This window comes from Pseudomonas sp. JDS28PS106, from assembly GCF_036706555.1.
GTDB lineage: Bacteria > Pseudomonadota > Gammaproteobacteria > Pseudomonadales > Pseudomonadaceae > Aquipseudomonas.
Window position 1 is genome coordinate 107,615 of the sequence record NZ_JBAJGT010000008.1, and the last position, 21,317, is coordinate 128,931.

Sequence of the window (21,317 nt, forward strand, 5' to 3'; positions counted from 1 at the left end):
CCCATACGTCCTATGCTTGTCGTTCCTCAGACCGGTCGAGCCCTTATGCTGCAAGTGCAAAACGTTTTCAAGAGTTACGCGACCGCGCAAGGGCCGCTGGCAGTGTTGCGCGGGGTCGACCTGGAACTGGCGCGGGGTGAAAGCCTGGCGCTGATGGGTGAGTCGGGCAGTGGCAAGAGTACTCTGCTGCATCTGGTGGCCGGGCTCGATCAGGTGGATGCCGGTAGCATCGAGGTCGACGGCCAGCGCCTCGACCTGATGAGCGAAAGTCGTCTGGCGAACTGGCGGCGTACCGAGATCGGTCTGGTGTTCCAGCAATTCAATCTGATCGGCAGCCTGAAGGTCGAGGACAACCTGGCCTTCCAGGCGCGTCTGGCCGGCCGTTTCGATCCGCACTGGCAAGCGCATTTGGCGGGACGGCTGGGTCTGTCCGATTTGCTCACGCGCTATCCCGAACAGCTTTCCGGCGGTCAGCAGCAGCGGGTCGCCATCGGTCGCGCGCTCGCTTCCCGGCCCGGCCTGCTGTTGGCCGACGAACCCACCGGCAATCTTGACGAAGCCACCAGTGACGAAGTGCTGCAGCTACTTCTGGACCTGCTCGACGACAGCGCCACCAGCCTGCTGATGGTCACGCACAGTGCCAAGGTCGCCGCGCGCCTGTCGCGCACGGTGGTGTTGCACTATGGCCGTCTGGCCGCGCAAGGCGACAGCTGAGATGCGGGTGTTTTACTGGACGCTGCGCGCGCTGCTCAGTCACTGGCGGCGTCACCCGGTGCAGTTTTTCAGCATCCTGACCGGTCTGTGGCTGGCGACCAGCTTGTTGACCGGCGTTCAGGCGCTCAACAGTCAGGCGCGGGACAGCTATCAGCGCGCCAGTCAGCTGATCGGCGGCGAACCGCAGACCCGGTTGACGACCGCCGATGGCGCGGTGTTTCCCCAATCGCTGTACATCGAGCTGCGTCGCGCTGGCTGGCCGGTTTCGCCCATGGTGCAGGGCAGAATTCATCTCAAAGACCGCGAGACGCAGCGCCTGCAGGTGATCGGCATCGAGCCGGTCACTTTGCCGACAGGTTCCGCCGTGGCCGGGCAACAGCTGGACTCGGAACGTATCGTCAGCTTTCTGGTGCCGCCGGGAGTGACCTGGATCGCGCCGCAGACCCTGGCGTCGCTGGACCTGCACGAGGGTGACCAGCCCTTGACCCCGGACGGCCGCTCTCTGCCGCCGCTACGCACGCAGCCGGACATGGCGCCGGGCGTGCTGTTGATGGACATCGGCTTCGCCCAGCCGCTGCTCGGTCTGCCCGGCCAGTTGTCGAACCTGGTGCTGCCCAAGAACTTCGCCAGCACTCACCCTGCCCTGCCGCCAGGGCTCAACGGACGACTGGTCATCCGCCAGAGCGGCGAAGACAACAATCTGCAACGCCTGACCGAGTCTTTTCACCTCAATCTCGATGCACTCGGCGTGCTGTCGTTCATCGTCGGGCTGTTCATTGTTCATGCCGCGATCGGTCTGGCCCTGGAGCAACGCCGGGGCCTGTTGCGCAACTTGCGCGCATCCGGGGTCAGCGCACGCGTTCTGATCAGTGCGCTGATTGTGGAACTGGGCGCACTGGCGCTGGTGGGCGGTCTGTTCGGCGTGGTCAGCGGCTATCTGCTGGCCGGGCTGCTGCTGCCGGATGTCGCCGCCAGCCTGCGCGGCTTGTATGGCGCGGAAGTCGCGGGGCAGCTGCATCTTGACCTCGGCTGGTGGTTGAGCGGCATCGGGCTTAGCCTGCTCGGCGCGCTGCTGGCCGGCGCCAACAGTTTGTTGCGCGCGGCACGCCTGCCATTGCTGGCGCTGGCCAACGCTCAGGCTTGGCAACACGCGCACACTCGCTGGTTGCGCCGCCAGGGCTGGCTGGCCGGGCTTTGCGGCGTGGTCGCGCTGTGCGCTTTGCTGTGGGGCGACAGTCTGGCTGCGGGCTTCACCCTGATTTCCGGACTGCTGCTAGGCGCGGCGCTGGGTCTGCCGACGCTGCTCGATGCACTGCTTGGCACGGTAGCCAGACACAACCGCTCCGTGCTGGGTCAGTGGTTCGTCGCCGACTGTCGACAGCAGTTGCCGGCGCTGAGTCTTGCCTTGATGGCGCTGCTGCTGGCAATGGCCGCCAATATCGGGGCAGGCACCATGACCTCAGGATTTCGCCAGACTTTCAGCAGTTGGCTGGAACAGCGTCTGGCGGCCGAGCTGTATGCCACACCCGTTGACCCGTCGCAGGCGCGTGAGATGCATGACTGGCTGCAGCAACAACCGGAGATCAAGGCAGTGCTACCCAACTGGCAAGTCCCTGTGCAGATGCAGGGCTGGCCCGCTGATCTGTATGGCGTGGTGGACCATCCGCACTATCGTCAGCACTGGCAATTGCTGGAATCGGGGGCGGGAGATCCCTGGGCCCGATTGGTTGATGATCAAGCGGTGATGCTGAGCGAGCAACTGGCCCGCCGCCTGAAAACGCGCGTGGGCCAGCACATCGATATCCCTGTGGCCCAAGGCAAGTGGAGCCCCGAAGTTGTAGGTATCTACGCCGATTACGGTAATCCCAAAGGGCACTTGCTGGTCAATGCACAGCACCTGCTGGCGCACTGGCCGCAATTGACACCGACCCGCTTCAATCTGCGCATCGACAACGCCAGCATCCCTGCGCTGATACCACGCCTGCAAGCCCGTTTCGCGCTGGACGACAATCGCATCATCGATCAGAGCCAACTCAAAAACTGGTCCGCGCAAGTCTTCGAGCGCACTTTTGCCGCGACGGCTGCGCTCAACAGCCTGACGCTCGGGGTCGCCGGCGTCGCGCTGTTCATCAGCCTGCTGACTCAGAGCCAGAGCCGGGTCGGACAACTCGCACCGCTCTGGGCGCTGGGCGTCACGCGACGCCAGCTGATGATGCTCAACCTGGGCCAGACCTGGCTACTGGCGATCCTTACGCTGGTGTGTGCCCTGCCGCTGGGCCTGGCGCTGGCGTGGTGTCTGGATGCGGTCATCAATGTGCAGGCATTCGGCTGGCGATTGCCTTTGCAGATCTTTCCCGGACAACTGCTGCAACTGCTGGGGCTGGCGATGATCGCCACCCTGCTCGCCTCGGCGTGGCCGCTGTTCAAGCTGTACCGCACCCGCCCGGCCGACCTGATCAGGACGTTCGCCAATGAAAACTAGCTGGTTGGGGATCATTCTCGCCACTTGTCTGCTCGCGGCCTGTGACGAGCCGCCGGCCCCCGATGCCGGCTTTGCCGGACTCGGCGGCCAGGCTGACGATTACAGCCAGGTCGCGCCCGGACGCACGTTCAGTTTTCCCCAGGACCACGGCCAGCATCCGGGGTATCGCATCGAATGGTGGTACGTGACCGCGACCCTCGAAGACGAACGGGGTCAGCGTTTCGGCGTGCAGTGGACCTTGTTCCGCAGCGCCCTGCGTCCAGGTTCACAGCCCGGCAGCAGCTGGAACGACGGTACGATCTGGCTCGGCCACGCGGCAGCCACCTCTTCCACCGAACATCGCGTTGCTCAGCGTTATGCCCGTGGCGGCATCGGCCAGGCCGACGTGACGGTTGCCCCTTTTTCGGCCTGGATCGACGACTGGTCACTGGCCAGCGGCTCGGACGCAAACGATGCTCTGGGACGCATGCGGCTCAAGGCCGGTGGTGATGGCTTCGATTACGACCTGACGCTGACTTCCAGCAAACCCTTGGTGCTCCAGGGGGAGCAGGGTTTCAGCCAGAAGTCCGAGGCCGGCCAGGCGTCCTATTACTACAGCCAGCCGTTTTTCGAGGCTGCAGGTAACGTGCGTATAAACGGCAAGCTGCACAAGGTCACCGGCCATGCCTGGCTGGACCGTGAATGGAGTAGCCAGCCGCTGACCGCCAACCAGACAGGCTGGGACTGGTTTTCCCTACACCTGACCGATGGCGTGCGGATCATGCTCTTCCGGGTGCGTCACACGACGGGCGAGCCTTACGTCAGCGGGACCTGGATCGAGCCGAATGGCCGTTCCAGGCCGATCCGAGCGGATGAGGTGAAAGTCTCGCCACTCCAGCAAAATAACGTTGCGGGTCGCAGCATCCCCACCCGCTGGGCGATCACCTTTCCCGCGCGCCAGCTGGAAATCAAGGTCGACGCGCTGAACCCCAACGCCTGGATGGGGGTGAACATTCCTTACTGGGAAGGCCCGGTGAACTTGAGCGGCAGTCAGGAAGGCGTAGGCTATCTGGAAATGACCGGTTATTGACCCAGGATGGCGCAGTCATCGCCTCCCCGGCCCATTCCTGCACCAGACTGAGCCAATGCGTAGGGCCGCTTATAACCGATTGATATAAAACTCCCGCGATTGCTTCGGGTCAGTTTCTGAGTGACCGCGCCTCGGGCCGGCACATCCCCAACGGAAACCCGGTAAGGAATTATGTGCGGATTAGCAGGTGAACTACGTTTCGACCATCAACCAGCGGACCTTGCCGCTGTAGAACGCATCACTCACGAGCTGGCGCCTCGCGGCCCGGACGCGTGGGGTTTTCATAGCCAGGGGCCGATTGCCCTTGGTCATCGTCGGCTCAAGATCATGGATCTCTCCGACGGCTCCGCCCAACCCATGATCGACAGCCATCTGGGCCTGTCGCTGGCGTTCAACGGCGCGATCTACAACTATCCCGAACTGCGCGCCGAGCTGGAAAGTTTGGGCTACGCGTTTCATTCCGGCGGCGACACCGAAGTGCTGCTCAAGGGCTACCACGCCTGGGGCGCGGACATGCTGCCCAAGCTCAACGGCATGTTCGCCTTCGCCGTCTGGGAGCGCGACAGCCGTCAGCTGTTCATCGCCCGCGACCGCCTTGGCGTCAAGCCGCTGTATTTCTCCAAGACAGAAAAGCGCCTGCGCTTTGCCTCTTCACTGCCGGCGCTGCTCAAGGGCGGTGACATCAGCGGGATGCTGGACCCGGTGGCGCTCAACCACTACCTGAACTTCCATGCCGTGGTGCCCGCGCCGCGCACGCTGCTGGCCGGGGTGGAAAAGCTGCCCCCCGCCACCTGGATGCGTGTCGATGCCAGCGGCAAGGTCGAGCAGAAAGTCTGGTGGACACTGCCTTATGGCCCCCATGAGGATGAGAAGAATCTGACTCTGGAAGACTGGCGTGATCGCGTGCTGGACAGCACCCGTGAAGCAGTCGCCATCCGTCAGCGCGCGGCCGTGGATGTCGGCGTGCTGCTGTCCGGCGGTGTCGATTCGAGCATGCTGGTCGGCCTGTTGCGCGAAGTCGGCGTAGAGGATCTGTCGACCTTTTCCATCGGTTTCCAGGACGCCGGCGGCGAGCGTGGCGACGAGTTCCAGTACTCGGACCTGATTGCCCGTCATTACGGCACTCGACATCATCAGCTGCGTATCCAGGAAAGCGAGATCATCGAACAGCTGCCCGCTGCCTTCCGGGCGATGAGCGAGCCGATGGTCAGCCATGACTGCATCGCGTTCTACCTGCTGTCCCGTGAAGTCGCCAAGCACTGCAAAGTCGTGCAAAGCGGCCAGGGCGCGGACGAACTCTTCGCCGGCTACCACTGGTATCCGCAAGTCGACGGCGCGGCCGACCCGGTCGCGGCTTACCGCGATGCGTTCGTCGACCGCAGTTATGCCGAATATGCGGAAACCGTTCAGCCTAAATGGCTGACCGCCAATGACGCAGCGGGCGATTTCGTACGCGAGCATTTTGCGCAAGCTGGCGCCGATGCGGCGGTGGACAAGGCACTGCGTCTGGACAGCACCGTGATGCTGGTGGACGACCCGGTCAAGCGCGTCGACAACATGACCATGGCCTGGGGTCTGGAAGCGCGTACGCCGTTTCTCGACTACCGTCTGGTCGAGCTGTCCGCCCGGATTCCAGGCCAATTCAAGTTGCCCGATGGCGGCAAGCACGTGCTCAAGGAAGCCGCGCGACTGGTCATTCCATCCGAAGTGATCGACCGCAAGAAAGGCTACTTCCCGGTTCCGGGCCTCAAGCACCTTGAAGGCGACACCCTGAACTGGGTACGCGACCTGCTGGTCGATCCGAGCCAGGATCGCGGCCTGTTCAACCCGTCGATGATCGACAAATTGCTGACCAATCCCCAGGGTCAACTCACGCCGTTGCGCGGCTCCAAGCTGTGGCAACTGGCAGCGCTGAACCTGTGGCTCAGCGAGCAAGGACTCTGAATCATGAAGCAGAATGCGACCAATTACAGTCAGCGCCTGCTGCGCGGCCAGTCGCCCTCCTATGAGCGGTTACAGGCACGCTTTGCCGAGGACGGTCGTCATCCCGACGACCACCCTCTGGCGCTGCACTGCGGCTGGGGTCGGCTGCTGGTCGGGCATACCTACCCTGACCCGGCGGCGCTGGCCGAGGAAATGCTCAACGAGAAGGCCGGCGAGCGCGACATTGCCCTTTACGTGGCCGCGCCGCAGCAGGTGCTGGCGCACTCCCAGCAACAGTTGTTCCTCGACCCTTCCGACACCCTGCGCCTATGGTTCAGCGACTATCGCCCGGCGCATCGCGTGTTCCGCGGCTTTCGCATCCGACGCGCGCAGAGCGAATCGGACTGGCAGGCGATCAATAACCTGTACCTGGCGCGGGGCATGTTGCCCATCGACCACACGCTGCTTACGCCACGCCACCAGGGTGGTCCGGTGTACTGGCTGGCCGAGGACGAGAGCAACAATTCGATCATCGGCAGCGTGATGGGGCTCAATCACCAGAAAGCCTTCAATGACCCGGAAAAAGGCAGCAGCCTGTGGTGCCTGGCTGTCGATCCGCAATGCACCCGTCCCGGTGTGGGCGAGGTGCTGGTTCGTCATCTGATCGAGCATTTCATGAGCCGCGGCCTGAGCTACCTGGATCTGTCGGTGCTGCATGACAACCATCAGGCCAAGGCGCTGTATGCCAAGCTCGGTTTCCGCAACCTGCCGACCTTCGCGATCAAGCGCAAGAACTGCATCAACGAGCCTCTGTTTCTCGGGCCCGGCCCGCAGGCAGAATTCAACCCCTACGCGCGGATCATCGTCGAAGAAGCTCACCGCCGTGGCATTGACGTACATGTCGACGATGCCGATGCCGGACTGTTCACCCTGAGCTACGGCAGCCGCCGCATCCGCTGCCGCGAATCGCTCAGCGACCTGACCAGCGCCGTGAGCATGACTTTGTGCCAGGACAAGAGCCTGACTCACCGCACGCTCAAGGCCGCCGGGCTGAATCTCCCCGCCCAGCAGCGCGCCGCAACTCCCGATGACAATCTGGCCTTTCTCGAAGAGCACGGCCGCGTTGTGGTCAAGCCGCTGGATGGCGAGCAAGGCCAAGGCGTTGCGGTGAACCTGACCAGCATCGAGGAAGTGCAGAGCGCAATCGAGCGAGCGCGTCAGTTCGATACACGGGTGATTCTGGAAAGCTTTCACGAAGGGCTGGATCTGCGCATCGTGGTGATCGGCTTCGAAGTGGTGGCTGCCGCGATCCGGCGGCCCGCCGAGATCATTGGTGATGGTCGTCATACCATCAAGCAGCTGATCGAAGCCCAGAGCCGCCGTCGCGCCGCCGCCACCGATGGCGAGAGCAAGATCCCGATGGACGAGGAAACCGAGCGGACGGTTCGCGAAGCGGGCTACGATTACTCGACTATCCTGCCTATGGATGAAAAGCTCGCGGTACGGCGTACTGCCAATCTGCATACCGGCGGTTGTCTGGAAGACGTCACTGCGATCCTGCATCCGGTGCTTCATGATGCGGCTATCCGCGCTGCGCGTGCGCTGGATATCCCGGTGGTCGGTCTGGACCTGATGGTGCCTGCCGCCGATCAACCGGAGTACGTATTCATCGAGGCCAACGAACGGGTCGGTCTTGCCAACCATGAACCGCAGCCCACCGCCGAGCGTTTCGTCGACCTGTTGTTTCCGCACAGCCAGCCCGTGCACGCCTGATACATCATTCATCACGCGCTTTACCCAGCGAACCAGGGCATCGGCCCTGGTTCGCGTTTCGGGGTTTTTGTAAACACCCTCTTAAATCCAAGCCGTAGCCAGAGGAGCTTTTCATGTCCGAAACGAAGATTCCCGATCCGGATCTGAACTACCTGCAGAAAGTCCTGCTGGAGATGCTCGCGATCCCAAGCCCTACCGGCTTTACCGACACCATCGTGCGCTACGTCGCCGAGCGCCTGGAAGAACTGGACATTCCGTTCGAGATGACCCGGCGTGGCACCATTCGCGCCACGCTCAAGGGTCGGCAGAACAGCCCCGACCGCGCCGTCTCCGCGCACCTGGACACCATTGGCGCCATCGTGCGCGAAATCAAAGACAACGGCCGCCTGTCGCTGGCCGCCGTCGGCACCTGGTCCAGCCGCTTCGCCGAAGGCAGCCGCGTCAGCGTCTTCACCGATACCGGCATCATTCGTGGCAGCGTGCTGCCGCTGATGGCGTCCGGGCATGCCTTCAATACTGCCGTCGATGAAATGCCCATCAGTTGGGATCACGTCGAGCTGCGGCTGGACGCCTACTGCGCGACCCGCGCCGACTGCGAGTCCCTGGGCGTCGGCATCGGTGATTTCGTAGCGTTCGATCCGCTGCCCGAGTTCACCGAAAGCGGCCATATCAGTGCTCGCCACCTGGACGACAAGGCTGGCGTAGCGGCGCTTTTAGCCGCGCTGAAAGCGATCGTGGACAGCGGCGTCGAACCTTTGATCGACTGCCACCCCCTGTTCACCATCACCGAGGAAACCGGCACTGGCGCGGCGGGTGCGTTGCATTGGGATGTCAGCGAGTTCGTCGGCATCGATATCGCCCCGGTCGCGCCCGGCCAGAATTCCAGCGAGCATGCGGTGAGCGTGGCGATGCAGGATTCCGGCGGCCCCTATGACTATCACCTGTCACGCCATCTGTTGCGTCTGGCCAGGGAAAGCGAGCTGCCGGTGCGTCGAGATCTGTTTCGCTACTACTTCAGCGACGCGCACTCGGCCGTGACCTCCGGCAACGACATCCGCACCGCGCTGCTGGCTTTCGGCTGCGACGCGACCCACGGGTACGAGCGCACGCACATCGACAGTCTGGCCGCGTTGAGCAAATTGCTGAGCGCCTACATGCTCAGCCCGCCAGTCTTCGCCAGCGATGCCAAACCGGCCCAGGGTTCTCTGGAGCGGTTCAGCCATCAACTGGAGCACGATGCGCAGATGGAGTCGGACACCCGCGTACCGCCGGTGGACAGCCTGATCGGACAGCATCGCGAAGAGGGGTCCTGAGGTGGTGTGATCGCCACCACTTTATTGGGCCTAGGAGCCAGCTTGCTGGCGATTCGTCTTGCTGGTAAAGGAACGATAAAGCGATTGGCCTGATAAATCGGGCCGCCCGGTTTTACTGCCGCTTTGCGGCAGATCGCCAGCAAGCTGGCTCCTACAAAGTGGTTGGTATATCCATACAAATTGCACCAACGCCAACCCCGGCACTATCATGCCGGGGCTGAACATCCGAGAACCCTCATGCTCATTCCCCACGACCAGCTTGAACCCGACACCCTCACCCGTCTGATCGAGGATTTCGTGACTCGCGACGGGACCGACAATGGCGACGACACTCCGCTGCAGACCCGCGTGCTGCGCGTGCGCCATGCCCTGAGCAAGGGTCAGGCCGTGATCTTCTTCGACCTTGAAAGTCAGCAGTGCCAGTTGATGCTCAAGCACGACGTCCCCAGGGAATACTTCGACTGATCTTCAAGCGCCAGCGCGAGTCCCTTCGTGCCCTGCCTGCTTGTTGGCAATACGCTTGAACACTTCAGCTCGATGGATCTTGATGTTCTTGGGTGCATCGATGCCCAGCCGGACCTGGTTGCCGTTCACGCCCAGAATCTGCAGGGTGATTTCCTCACCGATGGAAAAGGTTTCGCCTACATCCCGCGTCAGTACCAGCATTTTTCTGCACTCCTGTTATCGGAAAGAGCACAGGTTGCATGGCACCTGATAGCGCTTCAATGCGGCGCGGACAAATCAGTAATGCCCTTCAAGCGTATCGGACACGACCGAACGAAATTTCCTACTTTGCAGTCATTCAGGACGCCGACCAGCGCGGTCCCAGCAGAATGACAGTCGCCCCCGCCACGCACAGCGCGACACCCAGCCAATCGGAATTCAGCGGACGGACTTTTTCGACCAGTCCCAGCCAGGCAATCGACGCCACAATATAAATTCCGCCGTAGGCTGCGTAGGCGCGGCCGGCATATGCGGCTTCGACGCGAGTCAGCAACAGGGCAAACAGCGTCAGGCTGAGCAGCGCGGGAATGACCCACAACGCGCTCTTGCCTTGGCGCAACCAGAGCCAGAACGCGTAGCAGCCAAATATCTCGAACAGCGCCGCAAGGAAAAACCACACATAGTTGAGCACCGGCAAACTTCTCTTCGGACGGCAATGATGCGCGCAACCCTAGCAGAAAAGTCCGGCCGAGACAGGCGCCGGCTGTTCCCGGTTCATCCCCGCCTGGCCTTGGCGTGCATCTTTGCGCAAAGGGTGCTCATCTCGTCGTACAGGGCCTGGGGATGCCGGCGTTTGAGCTCCCAGGCCGCGCGCCCGTCTTCGTGGGGCAGAATCATGAATTGACCCTGCTGAATTTGCTCGTAGATGTAATCGGCGATTTCACTGGCGGAAATGGGTGAGCCGTCCAGCAACTTGCCCACTTCCGCCTTCATGGCTGGCGTCGGACCGCGAAACGAATCCAGCAGATTGGTGCGAAAGAACGAAGGACAGACCACATGCACGTCAACTTCCAGTTCGCGCAGTTCGACCAGCAGGCTTTCGGACAGGGCGACCACGCCTGCCTTGGCGACGTTGTAATTGCTCATCGCCGGCCCCTGCATGAGCGCGGCCATCGAGGCTATGTTGATGATTCGCCCTTTGCTGGCTTCAAGCATCGGCAGGAACGCCTTGCAGCCTTTCACGACGCCCATCAGGTTGATCGCGATCTGCCAGTCCCAGTCTTCCAGAGACAATTCGCTGAAGAAACCGCCTGAAGCGACACCCGCGTTATTGACGATGACGTCGATACCGCCCAAGCGCTCCTGACAGGCCTGGGCCAGCGCCATCAACTGGCTGTAATCGCGCACATCGCATCGCTGCGTGAACCCGTCGCCGCCTTCCAAGCGAACCAGGCTGAGGGTTTCCAGCAGGCCGGCATCGTTGATATCCGAAAGCGCGAGACGCCAGCCTTCCCGTGCCCAGCGCAGCGCAATCTCGCGGCCCAGCCCCGAGCCTGCGCCGGTAATCATCATCCGATCGTGCATTGCAACCCCGCTCTCGTCTGCCTGTGACTGTCATCGAGTGTAAACACTGGAACCAGCTCGCAACGCACCATCACCTGTCTGAATGCCTGGGGCAAACCGTGGCGGACGATGACCTGCGCAGTCTAAACAATCGCGCTGCCAAGATGCCATAGACCAGCACGTTGACCAGCACGACCACACTGCCAAGCCAGAGCTGTACCTGTGGCGTGAGCCCGCTGGGGTAAATGAGCGCCAGGACGTAATGCTCGATGAATCCACCGGCATACCCCTGCTCGCCCGCCAAGGCTCGCAGACGGTTCTCCAGCGGAGTCAGCGGGCAGTACAGGTGAAAGAACTCCACCACCGCGCCCCAGATCATCGACGGCACATGCACTATCGCCAGCCATTTCCAGCGCAGTACCAAGAGACCACCCGCCAGCACGAAGACAATGAATGCCAGATGGAAAAGGACGACGGTGTCGGCTGCCAGGCGATAGAACATTGCACTTTCCAGAAACGAGGGGTGCGGCGTGAAAGTATGCGCGGAAGACTCTAGACGCAATGTTAAGTTCAAACTTTCCGACAGCAGAAAGCCCAGCCCGCGCGCCTGTTTAGAAGTGCTACCAATGTTTTAAAAAATCATCAACCGCAACCGACGAGTTATTTCAAACTGTAAAAAAATAACCTGACCTTCCAGAACCTTTGCTCTCCGCCCAGAGTCGGATATTACAAGCAAGGCAACTTGATCTCGTACTCTTTCAGTACTGGCGGTGACTTGCAGCTGGCCCGAAGAACTTTTAAAAAGGAACTCATCATGGGTATCGGTACTATTCTGATCATCGTCTTGATCGTGTTGCTGATCGGCGGTCTGCCGGTCTTCCCGCACTCGCGCAGCTGGGGCTACGGCCCGTCCGGCATCATCGGTACCATCCTGATCATTCTGCTGATTCTGGTATTGCTCGGCAGGATATGACGATCTGGAACGTCGCATAAAAAAAGCAGCCCGAGGGCTGCTTTTTTCATGGCTGCAACAATCAGTGTGACACCGCGCCACTGGCGCCCAGGCCTGTCTGCGACCGGACGAACTGCGGGAAGAACAAGGCACGCTCGCCTTCCGCCGCTTTCGACTTGTCTGTGATGGAGAAGAACCAGATCCCGACGAAGGCGATGATGATGGAGAACAGCGCCGGATACTCATACGGGAAGATGGGTTTAGGGTTGTGCAGAATCTGCACCCAGATGGTCGGGCCAAGGATCATCAGCACGACTGCGCTGATCAAGCCCATCCAGCCGCCGATCATGGCGCCGCGGGTGGTGAGATTCTTCCAGTACATGGAGAGCAGCAGAACAGGGAAGTTGCAGCTCGCCGCCACGGAGAAGGCAAGGCCTACCATGAAGGCAATGTTCTGGCTTTCAAAGGCGATACCCAGCAGGATGGCCACGACCGCCAGAGCGATGGTGGTGATCTTCGAGATACGGATCTCGTCCTTTTCGTTGGCCTTGCCTGCCTTGATCACGCTGGCATAGAGGTCATGGGACACCGCCGAGGCACCGGCCAGGGTCAGACCGGCGACGACTGCCAGGATGGTTGCGAAGGCTACGGCCGAGATGAAGCCCAGGAACAGACTGCCCCCCACCGCGTCGGCCAGATGCACCGCCGCCATGTTGTTGCCGCCCAGCAACGCGCCTGCCGCGTCCTTGAACGCCGGGTTGGTGCTGACCAGCAGGATCGCGCCGAAACCGATGATGAAGGTCAGGATGTAGAAGTAGCCGATGAAGCCGGTGGCATACAGAACCGATTTACGGGCTTCCTTGGCATCGCTCACCGTGAAGAAGCGCATCAGGATGTGCGGCAGGCCGGCAGTACCGAACATCAGCGCCAGGCCCAGCGAGAAAGCGGAAATCGGGTCTTTCACCAGGCCGCCGGGGCTCATGATCGCTTCACCTTTGGGGTGAACCTTGACCGCCTCGGAGAACAGCGTGTTGAAGTCGAAGCCGACGTGCTTCATCACCATCAGTGCCATGAAGGACGCGCCGGACAGCAGCATCACCGCCTTGATGATCTGCACCCAGGTGGTCGCCAGCATGCCGCCGAACAGCACGTAGAGACACATCAGGATACCGACCAGCACCACCGCTACGGTGTAGTCCAGGCCGAACAGCAACTGGATCAGCTTGCCGGCGCCGACCATCTGCGCGATCAGGTAGAACGCCACCACCACCAGCGAGCCGCATGCCGACAGTGTCCGGATCTGTTTCTGCCCAAGGCGATAGGACGCCACGTCGGCGAAAGTGTACTTGCCCAGGTTGCGCAAGCGCTCGGCGATCAGGAACAGAATGATCGGCCAGCCCACCAGAAAGCCGATCGAGTAGATCAGCCCGTCATATCCCGAGGTGTATACCAGCGCGGAGATACCCAGGAAGGACGCCGCCGACATGTAGTCGCCGGCAATGGCCAGGCCGTTCTGGAATCCGGTGATCTTGCCCCCGGCCGAATAATAATCCGATGCGGTCTTGTTCTTTTTGGAAGCCCAGTAAGTGATGTAGAGAGTGAAGGCGACAAACGCGACGAACATGACGATGGCCGAGATGTTCAACGGTTGTTTCTGCACAGCTCCAGTCAACGCGTCCGCTGCCCACAACGTGGGAGCAAACGCGGCCAGGCCGAATGCTGCTGATAGGCGCCGGATCATTGCTGTGCCTCCTTGAGGATCGCGTTGTTCAGCTCATCGAATTCCCCGTTGGCACGACGAACGTAGATGGCGGTCAGCACGAAGGCCGAAATGATCAGACCGACCCCAATGGGCATGCCCCAGGTGGTGGTCGATTCCGGATTGATCCGGGCACCCAGAATATGGGGGCCGTAAGCGATCAGAAGGATGAAGGCCGCATACAGCCCGAGCATGATCGCTGAAAGAATCCAGGCGAACCGCTCTCTTTTTGATACCAGCTCCTTGAAGCGCGGGCTGTTTTGAATCGAAAGGTAAATGCTGTCGTTCATTGTTTTTGTCCTCGCAGCACAGATGAGATGTCGCGTAATCCACTTTAGTCGGGCGCGGGCGGCACTCCAGACGACCTTAGTATTAGAGCGACATTGATCACATGGCGATGGACAGGCGGGCTGCCGGCAAAACATGCCGAGCATGACACGCAGAGATGAAGACCGCCCGGGTCAGGCGCGGGCGGTCGATGAACAGAGGGGATGACAGGTCAGTTGGAAGTCCAGGCTGCCACACGCTCCGGATGGCTGACGACCCACGCCTTGGCGGCGGCTTCCGGCTTGGCGCCGTCCTGGATGGCGAGCATCACCTCACCGATTTCGTCCTTGGATTCCCACTGGAACTTCTTCAGGAAAGCGGCCACCTCTGGCGCTTTCTTCTCAAGGTTACGGCTGGCGACGTTATCCACGGTCTCAGCCGCGCCATACACGCCTTTCGGATCTTCAAGGAAGCGCAGTTTCCATTTGGCGAACATCCAGTGCGGCACCCAACCGGTCACGGCGATGGATTCATTGCGTTTTTCGGCCCGGGTCAATTCGGCGATCATGCCGGCACCGGAACTGGCCTGCAGCTTGTAACCGTCCAGCCCATAGTCCTTGATGGCCTGGTCGGTCTTGATCATGACACCCGCGCCTGCGTCGATGCCGGTGATCTTCTTCTTGAAAGACTCGTCGGTCTTGAGATCCTCGATGGTCTTGGCCTTCACGTATTCAGGCACGATCAGACCAATCTTGGCGTCTTTGAAGTTGGGCCCGTAATTGACCACCTGATCCTTGTATTTGCTGTAGTACTCACCGTGGGTCGCCGGCAGCCAGGCCGAAAGAATAAGGTCGAGTTTGTCGGTGGCAACCGCCTGCCACATGATCCCCGCCGCCACGGACTGCAATTTGACGTCGTAACCCAGTTTCTGCTTGAGCACCTCGGATGCCACGAAAGTGGTCGCGACGCTGTCGGACCAGCCTTCGACGTAACCGATGGTCACGGTTTTGCTTTGAGCAACGGCCAGCGTGGAGCTGACGCCCAGCACCAGAGCGGCGCCCACGCCCAGAATGTTACGGATCTTCATTATCGATTCCCCCACAAGTCACGTGCCGACGGAGTCGGGCCTGGTTAACGTTGTTTTCATCGCCTGGGCGCCGCCGGTCGCGGTGGCCCGGCCCTTCACGTTTTGGTCGTTGCAGCAAGCATGGAAGCTGCGCTCCGATCATCAACCCGAGTGGCGAAACGGCATGGTCTGGCTACGACCTCGATGCAATGGTGAACGACATCAAGGCATGGACGCGGGGCGCGCCCTCGTAGCGCACGTGGCAGCGCGCATGGGAAACACTCGGTGTTACCGAACGTGTCCGAACGCACAGGTGAACGGGTAGCACGGGAACAGATCGGCACATTATCGATGGGTACGACCATGCTGAAAAACCGACAACCCGTTGTTTTTAAAAGGGATCTGAAAAGTTGGCACAGCTTCTGCTATCTCTCTGGCACAACAAAAACAACAAATGTGCAGCACACCAATAAGAACAACACGTACGGCTCTGACATAACAAGAACAACACGGACAGAGGCGCAGCTAACAGATTTTTTTGGAGTGGATAGCTTCACAGGGCTCGCTGGCACAGGTGCCCGCAACCGGACAGAGAACAATAAAACTGCCTCAAGGCAGCTCCCGGACCGGCTGGATCATGATGTTGTGCAGACACGTGATTGAAGTGAATCAGCGCTCAAAAAAATACGTTTGCTCTTGGCCCCGGATGGGGGCCGCACAACAACGCAGTAAAGGGATGCGCCGCCAACAACAAGAACAGGCCGCCCTATAAGAATAAAAAGAGCATGCGAACGACACATTGGAGGAGAGCCTTGGCTCTCCTTTGTGTTATCTGGTGCCACCGTGTCCGACGTCCCTCCCTTCCGAAAAAAATCACATTCGTGCATTGCAGGATTCACAGAGCGTGTATCGTCTTGCCCTGCCGCCAAAGGTTTGCCTGTGCATGCGGCACTTTGGCACTACACCTGTGGTCATAGGCTGCGTATTTCATCAGCACTTCTTTCCCAAGGGATTTAGTCATGCTCCGTTTTCTGCGCTTCGCTACCGTGATCGGTGGCCTCTGTATGAGTGCGTCCGCTCTGGCGACCGATGTCGACGCCGCCACCTATGGTTATCCGCTGACTAACCCGTTCGAAGCGACCATCGCGACCACGCCTCCGGATCTGCGTCCCAAGCTGCCTGCCGAGGATGATATCGATCAGGACGTGTACTCGCTCAACCTGCGCCCGGAACGCGAATTCACCCTGCCGGACAACTTTTGGGCAGTGAAGAAACTGCACTACCGTCTCGCGCGCCAGGATCATGCCGCCCCCCTGATCTTTCTGATCGCCGGAACCGGCGCGCCCTATAACAGCACCCTCAACGAATTCCTCAAGAAGCTGTACTACGGCGCCGGCTACCATGTCGTGCAGCTGTCTTCGCCGACCAGCTATGACTTCATGAGCTCTGCTTCGCGCTATGCGACGCCAGGCATTTCCAAGGACGATGCCGAGGACTTGTACCGGGTGATGCAGGCGGTCCGCGCACAGCATGTTGACCTGCCGATCACCGATTTTTACCTGACCGGTTACAGCCTGGGCGCGCTCAATGCCGCGTTCGTCAGCCAGCTGGATGAAACGCGCCGCAGTTTCAACTTCAAGAAAGTGCTGCTGCTCAACCCGCCGGTAAACCTTTACACCTCGATCAGCAACCTCGACAAGTTGGTGCAGACTCATGTGAACGGGATCAACAACACCACGACCTTCTATGAGCTGGTACTCGCCAAGTTGACCCGTTACTTCCGGCAGAAGGGTTACATCGACCTCAACGACGCCTTGCTGTATGACTTCCAGCAGTCCAAGCAACATCTGACCAACGAACAGATGGCGATGCTGATCGGTACGTCGTTCCGTTTCTCCTCCGCCGATATCGCGTTCACCTCCGACCTGATCAACCGCCGCGGCCTGATCACCCCTCCCAAGTTCCCGATCACCGAAGGCACCAGCCTGTCGCCGTTTCTCAAGCGCGCGCTGCAATGCGACTTCGACTGCTACCTGACCGAACAAGTGATCCCGAGCTGGCGCGCCCGCACCGACGGCGGCAGCCTGCTGCAACTGGTGGATCAAGTCAGCCTGTATGCGCTCAAGGATTACCTGCAAGGCAGCAGCAAGATCGCGGTCATGCACAACGCCGATGACGTGATCCTCGGTTCCGGCGATCTGGGCTTTCTGCGCAAGACTTTCGGCGATCGCCTGACCGTTTATCCGTACGGCGGCCATTGCGGCAACATCAATTACCGCGTCAACAGCGACGCCATGCTGGAGTTTTTCCGTGGCTAAACGTCTTCTCCTTCTCGCTGCCCTGCTTTGCGCCGCAACTGCTCAGGCCGATGATGCGGACAACCGCGCCGAACATCCGGCGACCGTCACCCGGCAGGTCGATGCCGACGGTTTCACCCAGCCTCTCAAGGCCCTGCAGTTCAACCCAGGGCTGGACCAGCGCGAATTCGAGCGCGCTTCCATCAACGCCCTTGAGGTCTACGACCCGCTGGAATCCTGGAACCGCCGCGTCTATCACTTCAACTACCGGTTCGATGAGTGGGTATTCCTGCCCGTCGTCAACGGCTATCGCTACATTACCCCAGGCTTTGTCCGCTCGGGCGTGAGCAATTTCTTCAGCAACCTGGGCGACGTTCCCAACCTGCTCAACAGCCTGTTCCAGTTCAAGGGCCAGCGCTCTCTGCAGACCACCGGTCGTCTGTTGCTCAACACCACCATCGGCATCGCCGGCCTCTGGGACCCGGCAACCATGATGGGCCTGCCGCGCCAGAGCGAGGACTTCGGTCAGACCCTGGGCTTCTATGGCGTACCGGCCGGCCCGTATCTGGTGCTGCCGCTGTTCGGGCCATCGAACCTGCGTGACACCGGCGGGCTGCTGGTCGACTACACGGCCGAGCAACAAATCAACTTCCTGAACGTGGCTGACGTCAGCGACGATCATCCGGAAATCACGCTGCTGCGGGCCATCGACCGTCGTTACGTCACCAGCTTCCGCTATGGCCAGCTGAACTCGCCGTTCGAATACGAGAAAGTGCGTTACGTTTACACCGAGTCGCGCAAGTTGCAGATTGCGGAATGATCCACTTGCAAGTGAAAAGGCCAGCCCGATGAGGCTGGCCTTTTCGTTTGTGATCGGTTGAGGCGCTGATTGCGCACTCTCGTCTGAACACTAAATCTTCAAGTGCATCGCGCTGGCTCCCGGCTGAGGACCGTATTCGTTATCGCCTTCGGTACCGCTGCGTACAAGTATCATCAAGGTGATGAGCCAGCCCACGAATGGAATCAGGTGCAGCAGCAGATACCAACCGTTGAGGCCTATATCGTGAAGACGACGGACGCTGACCGAGAAAAGGGGCAGGATCGTCAGCAGAAAGCTGAATAGAAGCGTTGGCGTAAACTCGCCCTTGAATTCCAAGCCAAAATACAGCACATCAAGCGCCACAGCACTAATATGCAATAATGTCGTAAAGAGATAAAAGACACAGAACTCTTTTCTCGAAGAGCGTCCTTGCAATGTAAAAGACTGCTTGTATAAATTCCAGATGATTCGCACTTTCACCCCATATCCAAATTAACAATAATGACCGACCAATTTTGATCTGTCGCAGACCCTGGCGATACGCAGGCAACTAATATATAGAGATAAAAATTCGTAGATGTAGGAACTAGCCTTCCTAGGAAGCAGGAAACTTCACTGCCTTGAAAGGAATTTTCCACATTAAGGAGGGCTTTAAGCCGATGAGGCGCGGGAAGCATCCAGAAAGCCGATCATTCCACCCAGAAAATCGAGACCATCGTTCGGATCCATGCGCCTATCATGACGACCATTCCCCCATTGTTCAGGAGTCCCACGCGATGACTCAGTTTCGTAAAGTGCTCTCCATTCAAGCCGGCCAGCCCGCTTCCGATGGCGCCGGCGTGCGCCTGACCCGTGTTTTCGGTGGCCCGGGCGTCGAGCAGTTCGACCCCTTCCTGATGCTCGACGAGTTCGGTTCCGACAAGCCGGATGATTACATCGCCGGCTTTCCGCCCCATCCGCACCGTGGCTTCGAGACCGTGACCTACATGCTCGAAGGTCGTATGCGTCACGAAGATCATATGGGCAATGTCGGTCTGCTGCAGGGCGGCGGCGTGCAGTGGATGACTGCGGCGCGCGGCATTATTCATAGCGAGATGCCCGAGCAGGAAGAAGGCGTGATGCGCGGCTTCCAGCTCTGGCTGAACCTGCCGGGCAAGAACAAGCTGGGCGACGCCAGTTACCAGGATATCCAGCCTGAGCACATTCCGCGCCTGACCACTGCCGACGGCGTCGACGTGGTGGTGATCGCCGGCGAGTTCGACGACGGACAGTCTCGTCAGGCCGGCGCGGTCCAGCGTCCGGATACCCAGCCGCTGTATTTCGATTTCCACCTGCCGGCCGGCAGTGCCATCAGCCCTCGCGTGCCGGGCGGTCATCGGGTGTTGCTGTATGTGTATGAAGGGACCGTAGAGCTGGAAGGCTGTCCGCAGTCGGTCGGAGCCAGTCGTCTGGCGCGGCTGGGTGAGCATGGCGACGTGCGCCTGTCTTCCCGGACCGGTGCCCGCGTGCTGCTCATTGCCGGCAAGCCGCTGGGTGAGCCTATCGTGCAATACGGCCCGTTCGTGATGAACACCCGCGAGGAGATCGAACAGGCGCTGCGGGATTTCCGGGATGATCGGTTGACGGCTTGATGCGTCTGGCCGGAAGCGTTTTGGTTCATCGCCAGCAAGCTGGCTCCCACGGGTTGTGTGGGAGCCAGCTTGCTGGCGATAGGCACTGACACGGTTTGCCTGATTCCCCGCGTCGTCTTATTGGCTGCCGCTTCGCGGCAGATCGCGGATGAATCCGCTCCTACGGACTGTATTGCGCTGGTAGGAGCGCCTTTAGCCGCGAGTGGGAGCCAGCTTGCTGGCGATTCAGCCCTTGCCGTAAAGCCCCGGCTCGCCCTCTGGACGGCTTTTGAAACGTCGGTGCGCCCAGAGATATTGCGACGGGCATTCGGTGATGGCCTGCTCTACCCACTGGTTGATCCGCAGGCAGTCCGCTTCATCGCTTTCACCTGGAAAATCCTGCAACGGCGGGTGAATCACCAACCGATAACCGGTGCCATTGGCCAGGCGCTCCTGGGTGAAGGGCACCACCTGGGCGCGACCGAGCTTGGCAAATTTGCTGGTCGCGGTCACGGTGGCGGCGGAAATCCCGAACAGCGGCACGAAAATGCTCTGTTTGGCGCCATAGTCCTGATCCGGCGCGTACCAGATGGCGCGACCGGCGCGCAGCAGCTTGAGCATGCCGCGCACGTCCTCGCGCTCCACAGCCAGGGAATCGAGATTGTGCCGTTCGCGACCGCGACGCTGGACGAAATCGAACAACGGGTTGCGGTGCTCACGGTACATGCCGTCAATGGTGTGTTTCTGTCCCAACAAGGCGGCGCCGATCTCCAGCGTGGTGAAGTGGATCGCCATCAGGATCACACCCTCGCCCTTTTGCTGAGCATTGCGCAGATGCTCAAGCCCTTCCACATGAGCCAGCTTTTCCAGACGACGACGTGACCACCACCAGCTCATGGCCATTTCGAAGAATGCGATACCGGTGGACGCGAAGTTTTCCTTGAGCAATGCCGTGCGCTGAGCCTGGGTGAGATGAGGGAAACACAGTTCAAGATTGCGCGCGGCGATATGTTTTCGATCAGTGGCAACCCGATACATCACCGCGCCCAGGCCGCGGCCGATCATCAACAGGACGCGAAACGGCAACTGCACGATCAGCCAGAGCAGGCCCAACCCCAGCCACAGCAGCCAGAAACGGGGGTGTAAAAAACGGGCTTGAAAACGCGGGCGATCCATTGGGGCTTCCGTCAAAACAAAGGCCGCGCATTCTACAACGGTTCGAGGCGGCTTGCGGGCTGCGGGCGATCTCGTTATAAGTCTCGGCA

General features: G+C 60.4%; 21 protein-coding genes. 12 read left to right on the top strand and 9 right to left on the bottom strand.

The window, feature by feature from the left end; translation table 11 throughout:
• The first annotated feature begins 45 nt into the window (after positions 1-45).
• The 7 genes from TRP66_RS14895 (at position 46) to TRP66_RS14925 (ending at position 9,739) form a co-directional block, all read left to right on the top strand.
• The gene (locus tag TRP66_RS14895; protein WP_333404012.1) at positions 46-714 is read left to right on the top strand and encodes an ABC transporter ATP-binding protein; all 669 of its coding nucleotides are present in this window, start codon (positions 46-48) and stop codon (positions 712-714) included.
• Between the two features lies 1 nt (position 715).
• On the top strand, positions 716-3,196 hold the full coding sequence (locus TRP66_RS14900) for an ABC transporter permease (RefSeq protein WP_333404284.1): 2,481 nt from the start codon (positions 716-718) through the stop codon (positions 3,194-3,196).
• Positions 3,186-4,265 (top strand): lipocalin-like domain-containing protein, encoded by a 1,080-nt coding sequence (locus TRP66_RS14905; protein ID WP_333404014.1) that lies wholly within the window; start codon positions 3,186-3,188, stop codon positions 4,263-4,265. The genes TRP66_RS14900 and TRP66_RS14905 overlap by 11 nt, the downstream gene beginning before the upstream one ends.
• A gap of 171 nt (positions 4,266-4,436) precedes the next feature.
• Positions 4,437-6,209, top strand: a complete 1,773-nt coding sequence (locus TRP66_RS14910; RefSeq protein ID WP_333404016.1) for an N-acetylglutaminylglutamine amidotransferase — start codon at positions 4,437-4,439, stop codon at positions 6,207-6,209.
• A gap of 3 nt (positions 6,210-6,212) precedes the next feature.
• Positions 6,213-7,961, top strand: a complete 1,749-nt coding sequence (ngg, locus tag TRP66_RS14915; protein WP_333404018.1) for an N-acetylglutaminylglutamine synthetase — start codon at positions 6,213-6,215, stop codon at positions 7,959-7,961.
• Positions 7,962-8,074: 113 nt separating this feature from the next.
• Positions 8,075-9,274: an osmoprotectant NAGGN system M42 family peptidase gene (locus tag TRP66_RS14920; protein ID WP_333404020.1), complete on the top strand. Its 1,200-nt coding sequence runs from the start codon at positions 8,075-8,077 to the stop codon at positions 9,272-9,274.
• A gap of 237 nt (positions 9,275-9,511) precedes the next feature.
• Positions 9,512-9,739, top strand: coding sequence for a YheU family protein (locus TRP66_RS14925; RefSeq protein ID WP_333404022.1), 228 nt, complete (start codon positions 9,512-9,514; stop codon positions 9,737-9,739).
• A gap of 3 nt (positions 9,740-9,742) precedes the next feature.
• Here the strand turns inward: TRP66_RS14925 and csrA are convergent, their stop codons facing one another.
• The 4 genes from csrA to TRP66_RS14945 form a co-directional block, all read right to left on the bottom strand.
• Positions 9,743-9,940 carry a carbon storage regulator CsrA gene (gene csrA, locus TRP66_RS14930; RefSeq protein WP_333404024.1) on the bottom strand — a complete coding sequence of 66 codons (198 nt, stop codon included), beginning with the start codon at positions 9,938-9,940 and terminating at the stop codon, positions 9,743-9,745.
• Positions 9,941-10,076: 136 nt separating this feature from the next.
• On the bottom strand, positions 10,077-10,409 hold the full coding sequence (locus TRP66_RS14935) for a YnfA family protein (RefSeq protein WP_333404026.1): 333 nt from the start codon (positions 10,407-10,409) through the stop codon (positions 10,077-10,079).
• Positions 10,410-10,492: 83 nt separating this feature from the next.
• Complete coding sequence (locus TRP66_RS14940; protein ID WP_333404028.1) at positions 10,493-11,302, bottom strand: SDR family oxidoreductase; 810 nt, start codon at positions 11,300-11,302, stop codon at positions 10,493-10,495.
• Between the two features lie 70 nt (positions 11,303-11,372).
• Positions 11,373-11,783 carry a DUF2784 domain-containing protein gene (locus TRP66_RS14945; protein WP_333404030.1) on the bottom strand — a complete coding sequence of 137 codons (411 nt, stop codon included), beginning with the start codon at positions 11,781-11,783 and terminating at the stop codon, positions 11,373-11,375.
• A gap of 312 nt (positions 11,784-12,095) precedes the next feature.
• On the opposite strand from TRP66_RS14945, the gene TRP66_RS14950 reads away from it, so the two are divergent.
• Positions 12,096-12,254 carry a DUF3309 family protein gene (locus TRP66_RS14950; RefSeq protein ID WP_333404032.1) on the top strand — a complete coding sequence of 53 codons (159 nt, stop codon included), beginning with the start codon at positions 12,096-12,098 and terminating at the stop codon, positions 12,252-12,254.
• A gap of 61 nt (positions 12,255-12,315) precedes the next feature.
• Here the strand turns inward: TRP66_RS14950 and TRP66_RS14955 are convergent, their stop codons facing one another.
• From TRP66_RS14955 to TRP66_RS14965, 3 genes are all read right to left on the bottom strand, one after another.
• Entirely contained in the window at positions 12,316-13,974 is a 1,659-nt protein-coding gene (locus TRP66_RS14955) for a cation acetate symporter (protein WP_333404034.1), read from the bottom strand.
• Entirely contained in the window at positions 13,971-14,282 is a 312-nt protein-coding gene (locus TRP66_RS14960; protein WP_333404036.1) for a DUF485 domain-containing protein, read from the bottom strand. Before TRP66_RS14960 ends, TRP66_RS14955 begins: the two co-directional genes overlap by 4 nt.
• Positions 14,283-14,491: 209 nt before the next feature.
• Positions 14,492-15,346 carry a glycine betaine ABC transporter substrate-binding protein gene (locus TRP66_RS14965; RefSeq protein WP_333404038.1) on the bottom strand — a complete coding sequence of 285 codons (855 nt, stop codon included), beginning with the start codon at positions 15,344-15,346 and terminating at the stop codon, positions 14,492-14,494.
• A gap of 276 nt (positions 15,347-15,622) precedes the next feature.
• Here TRP66_RS14965 and TRP66_RS14970 point away from each other — a divergent pair, with 276 nt between their 5' ends.
• The 3 genes from TRP66_RS14970 (at position 15,623) to TRP66_RS14980 (ending at position 18,442) form a co-directional block, all read left to right on the top strand.
• Positions 15,623-15,988 carry a hypothetical protein gene (locus TRP66_RS14970; RefSeq protein WP_333404040.1) on the top strand — a complete coding sequence of 122 codons (366 nt, stop codon included), beginning with the start codon at positions 15,623-15,625 and terminating at the stop codon, positions 15,986-15,988.
• A gap of 356 nt (positions 15,989-16,344) precedes the next feature.
• Complete coding sequence (locus tag TRP66_RS14975; protein ID WP_333404042.1) at positions 16,345-17,643, top strand: serine/threonine protein kinase; 1,299 nt, start codon at positions 16,345-16,347, stop codon at positions 17,641-17,643.
• Positions 17,636-18,442: an MlaA family lipoprotein gene (locus TRP66_RS14980; RefSeq protein WP_333404044.1), complete on the top strand. Its 807-nt coding sequence runs from the start codon at positions 17,636-17,638 to the stop codon at positions 18,440-18,442. Before TRP66_RS14975 ends, TRP66_RS14980 begins: the two co-directional genes overlap by 8 nt.
• Before the next feature lie 90 nt (positions 18,443-18,532).
• Here TRP66_RS14980 and TRP66_RS14985 read toward each other — a convergent pair whose 3' ends face one another.
• Entirely contained in the window at positions 18,533-18,922 is a 390-nt protein-coding gene (locus TRP66_RS14985) for a DUF805 domain-containing protein (protein ID WP_333404046.1), read from the bottom strand.
• Between the two features lie 296 nt (positions 18,923-19,218).
• Here TRP66_RS14985 and TRP66_RS14990 point away from each other — a divergent pair, with 296 nt between their 5' ends.
• On the top strand, positions 19,219-20,073 hold the full coding sequence (locus tag TRP66_RS14990) for a pirin family protein (protein WP_333404048.1): 855 nt from the start codon (positions 19,219-19,221) through the stop codon (positions 20,071-20,073).
• A gap of 225 nt (positions 20,074-20,298) precedes the next feature.
• Here the strand turns inward: TRP66_RS14990 and TRP66_RS14995 are convergent, their stop codons facing one another.
• Positions 20,299-21,228 (bottom strand): lipid A biosynthesis lauroyl acyltransferase, encoded by a 930-nt coding sequence (locus TRP66_RS14995; protein ID WP_333404050.1) that lies wholly within the window; start codon positions 21,226-21,228, stop codon positions 20,299-20,301.
• Between the last annotated feature and the right edge of the window lie 89 nt (positions 21,229-21,317).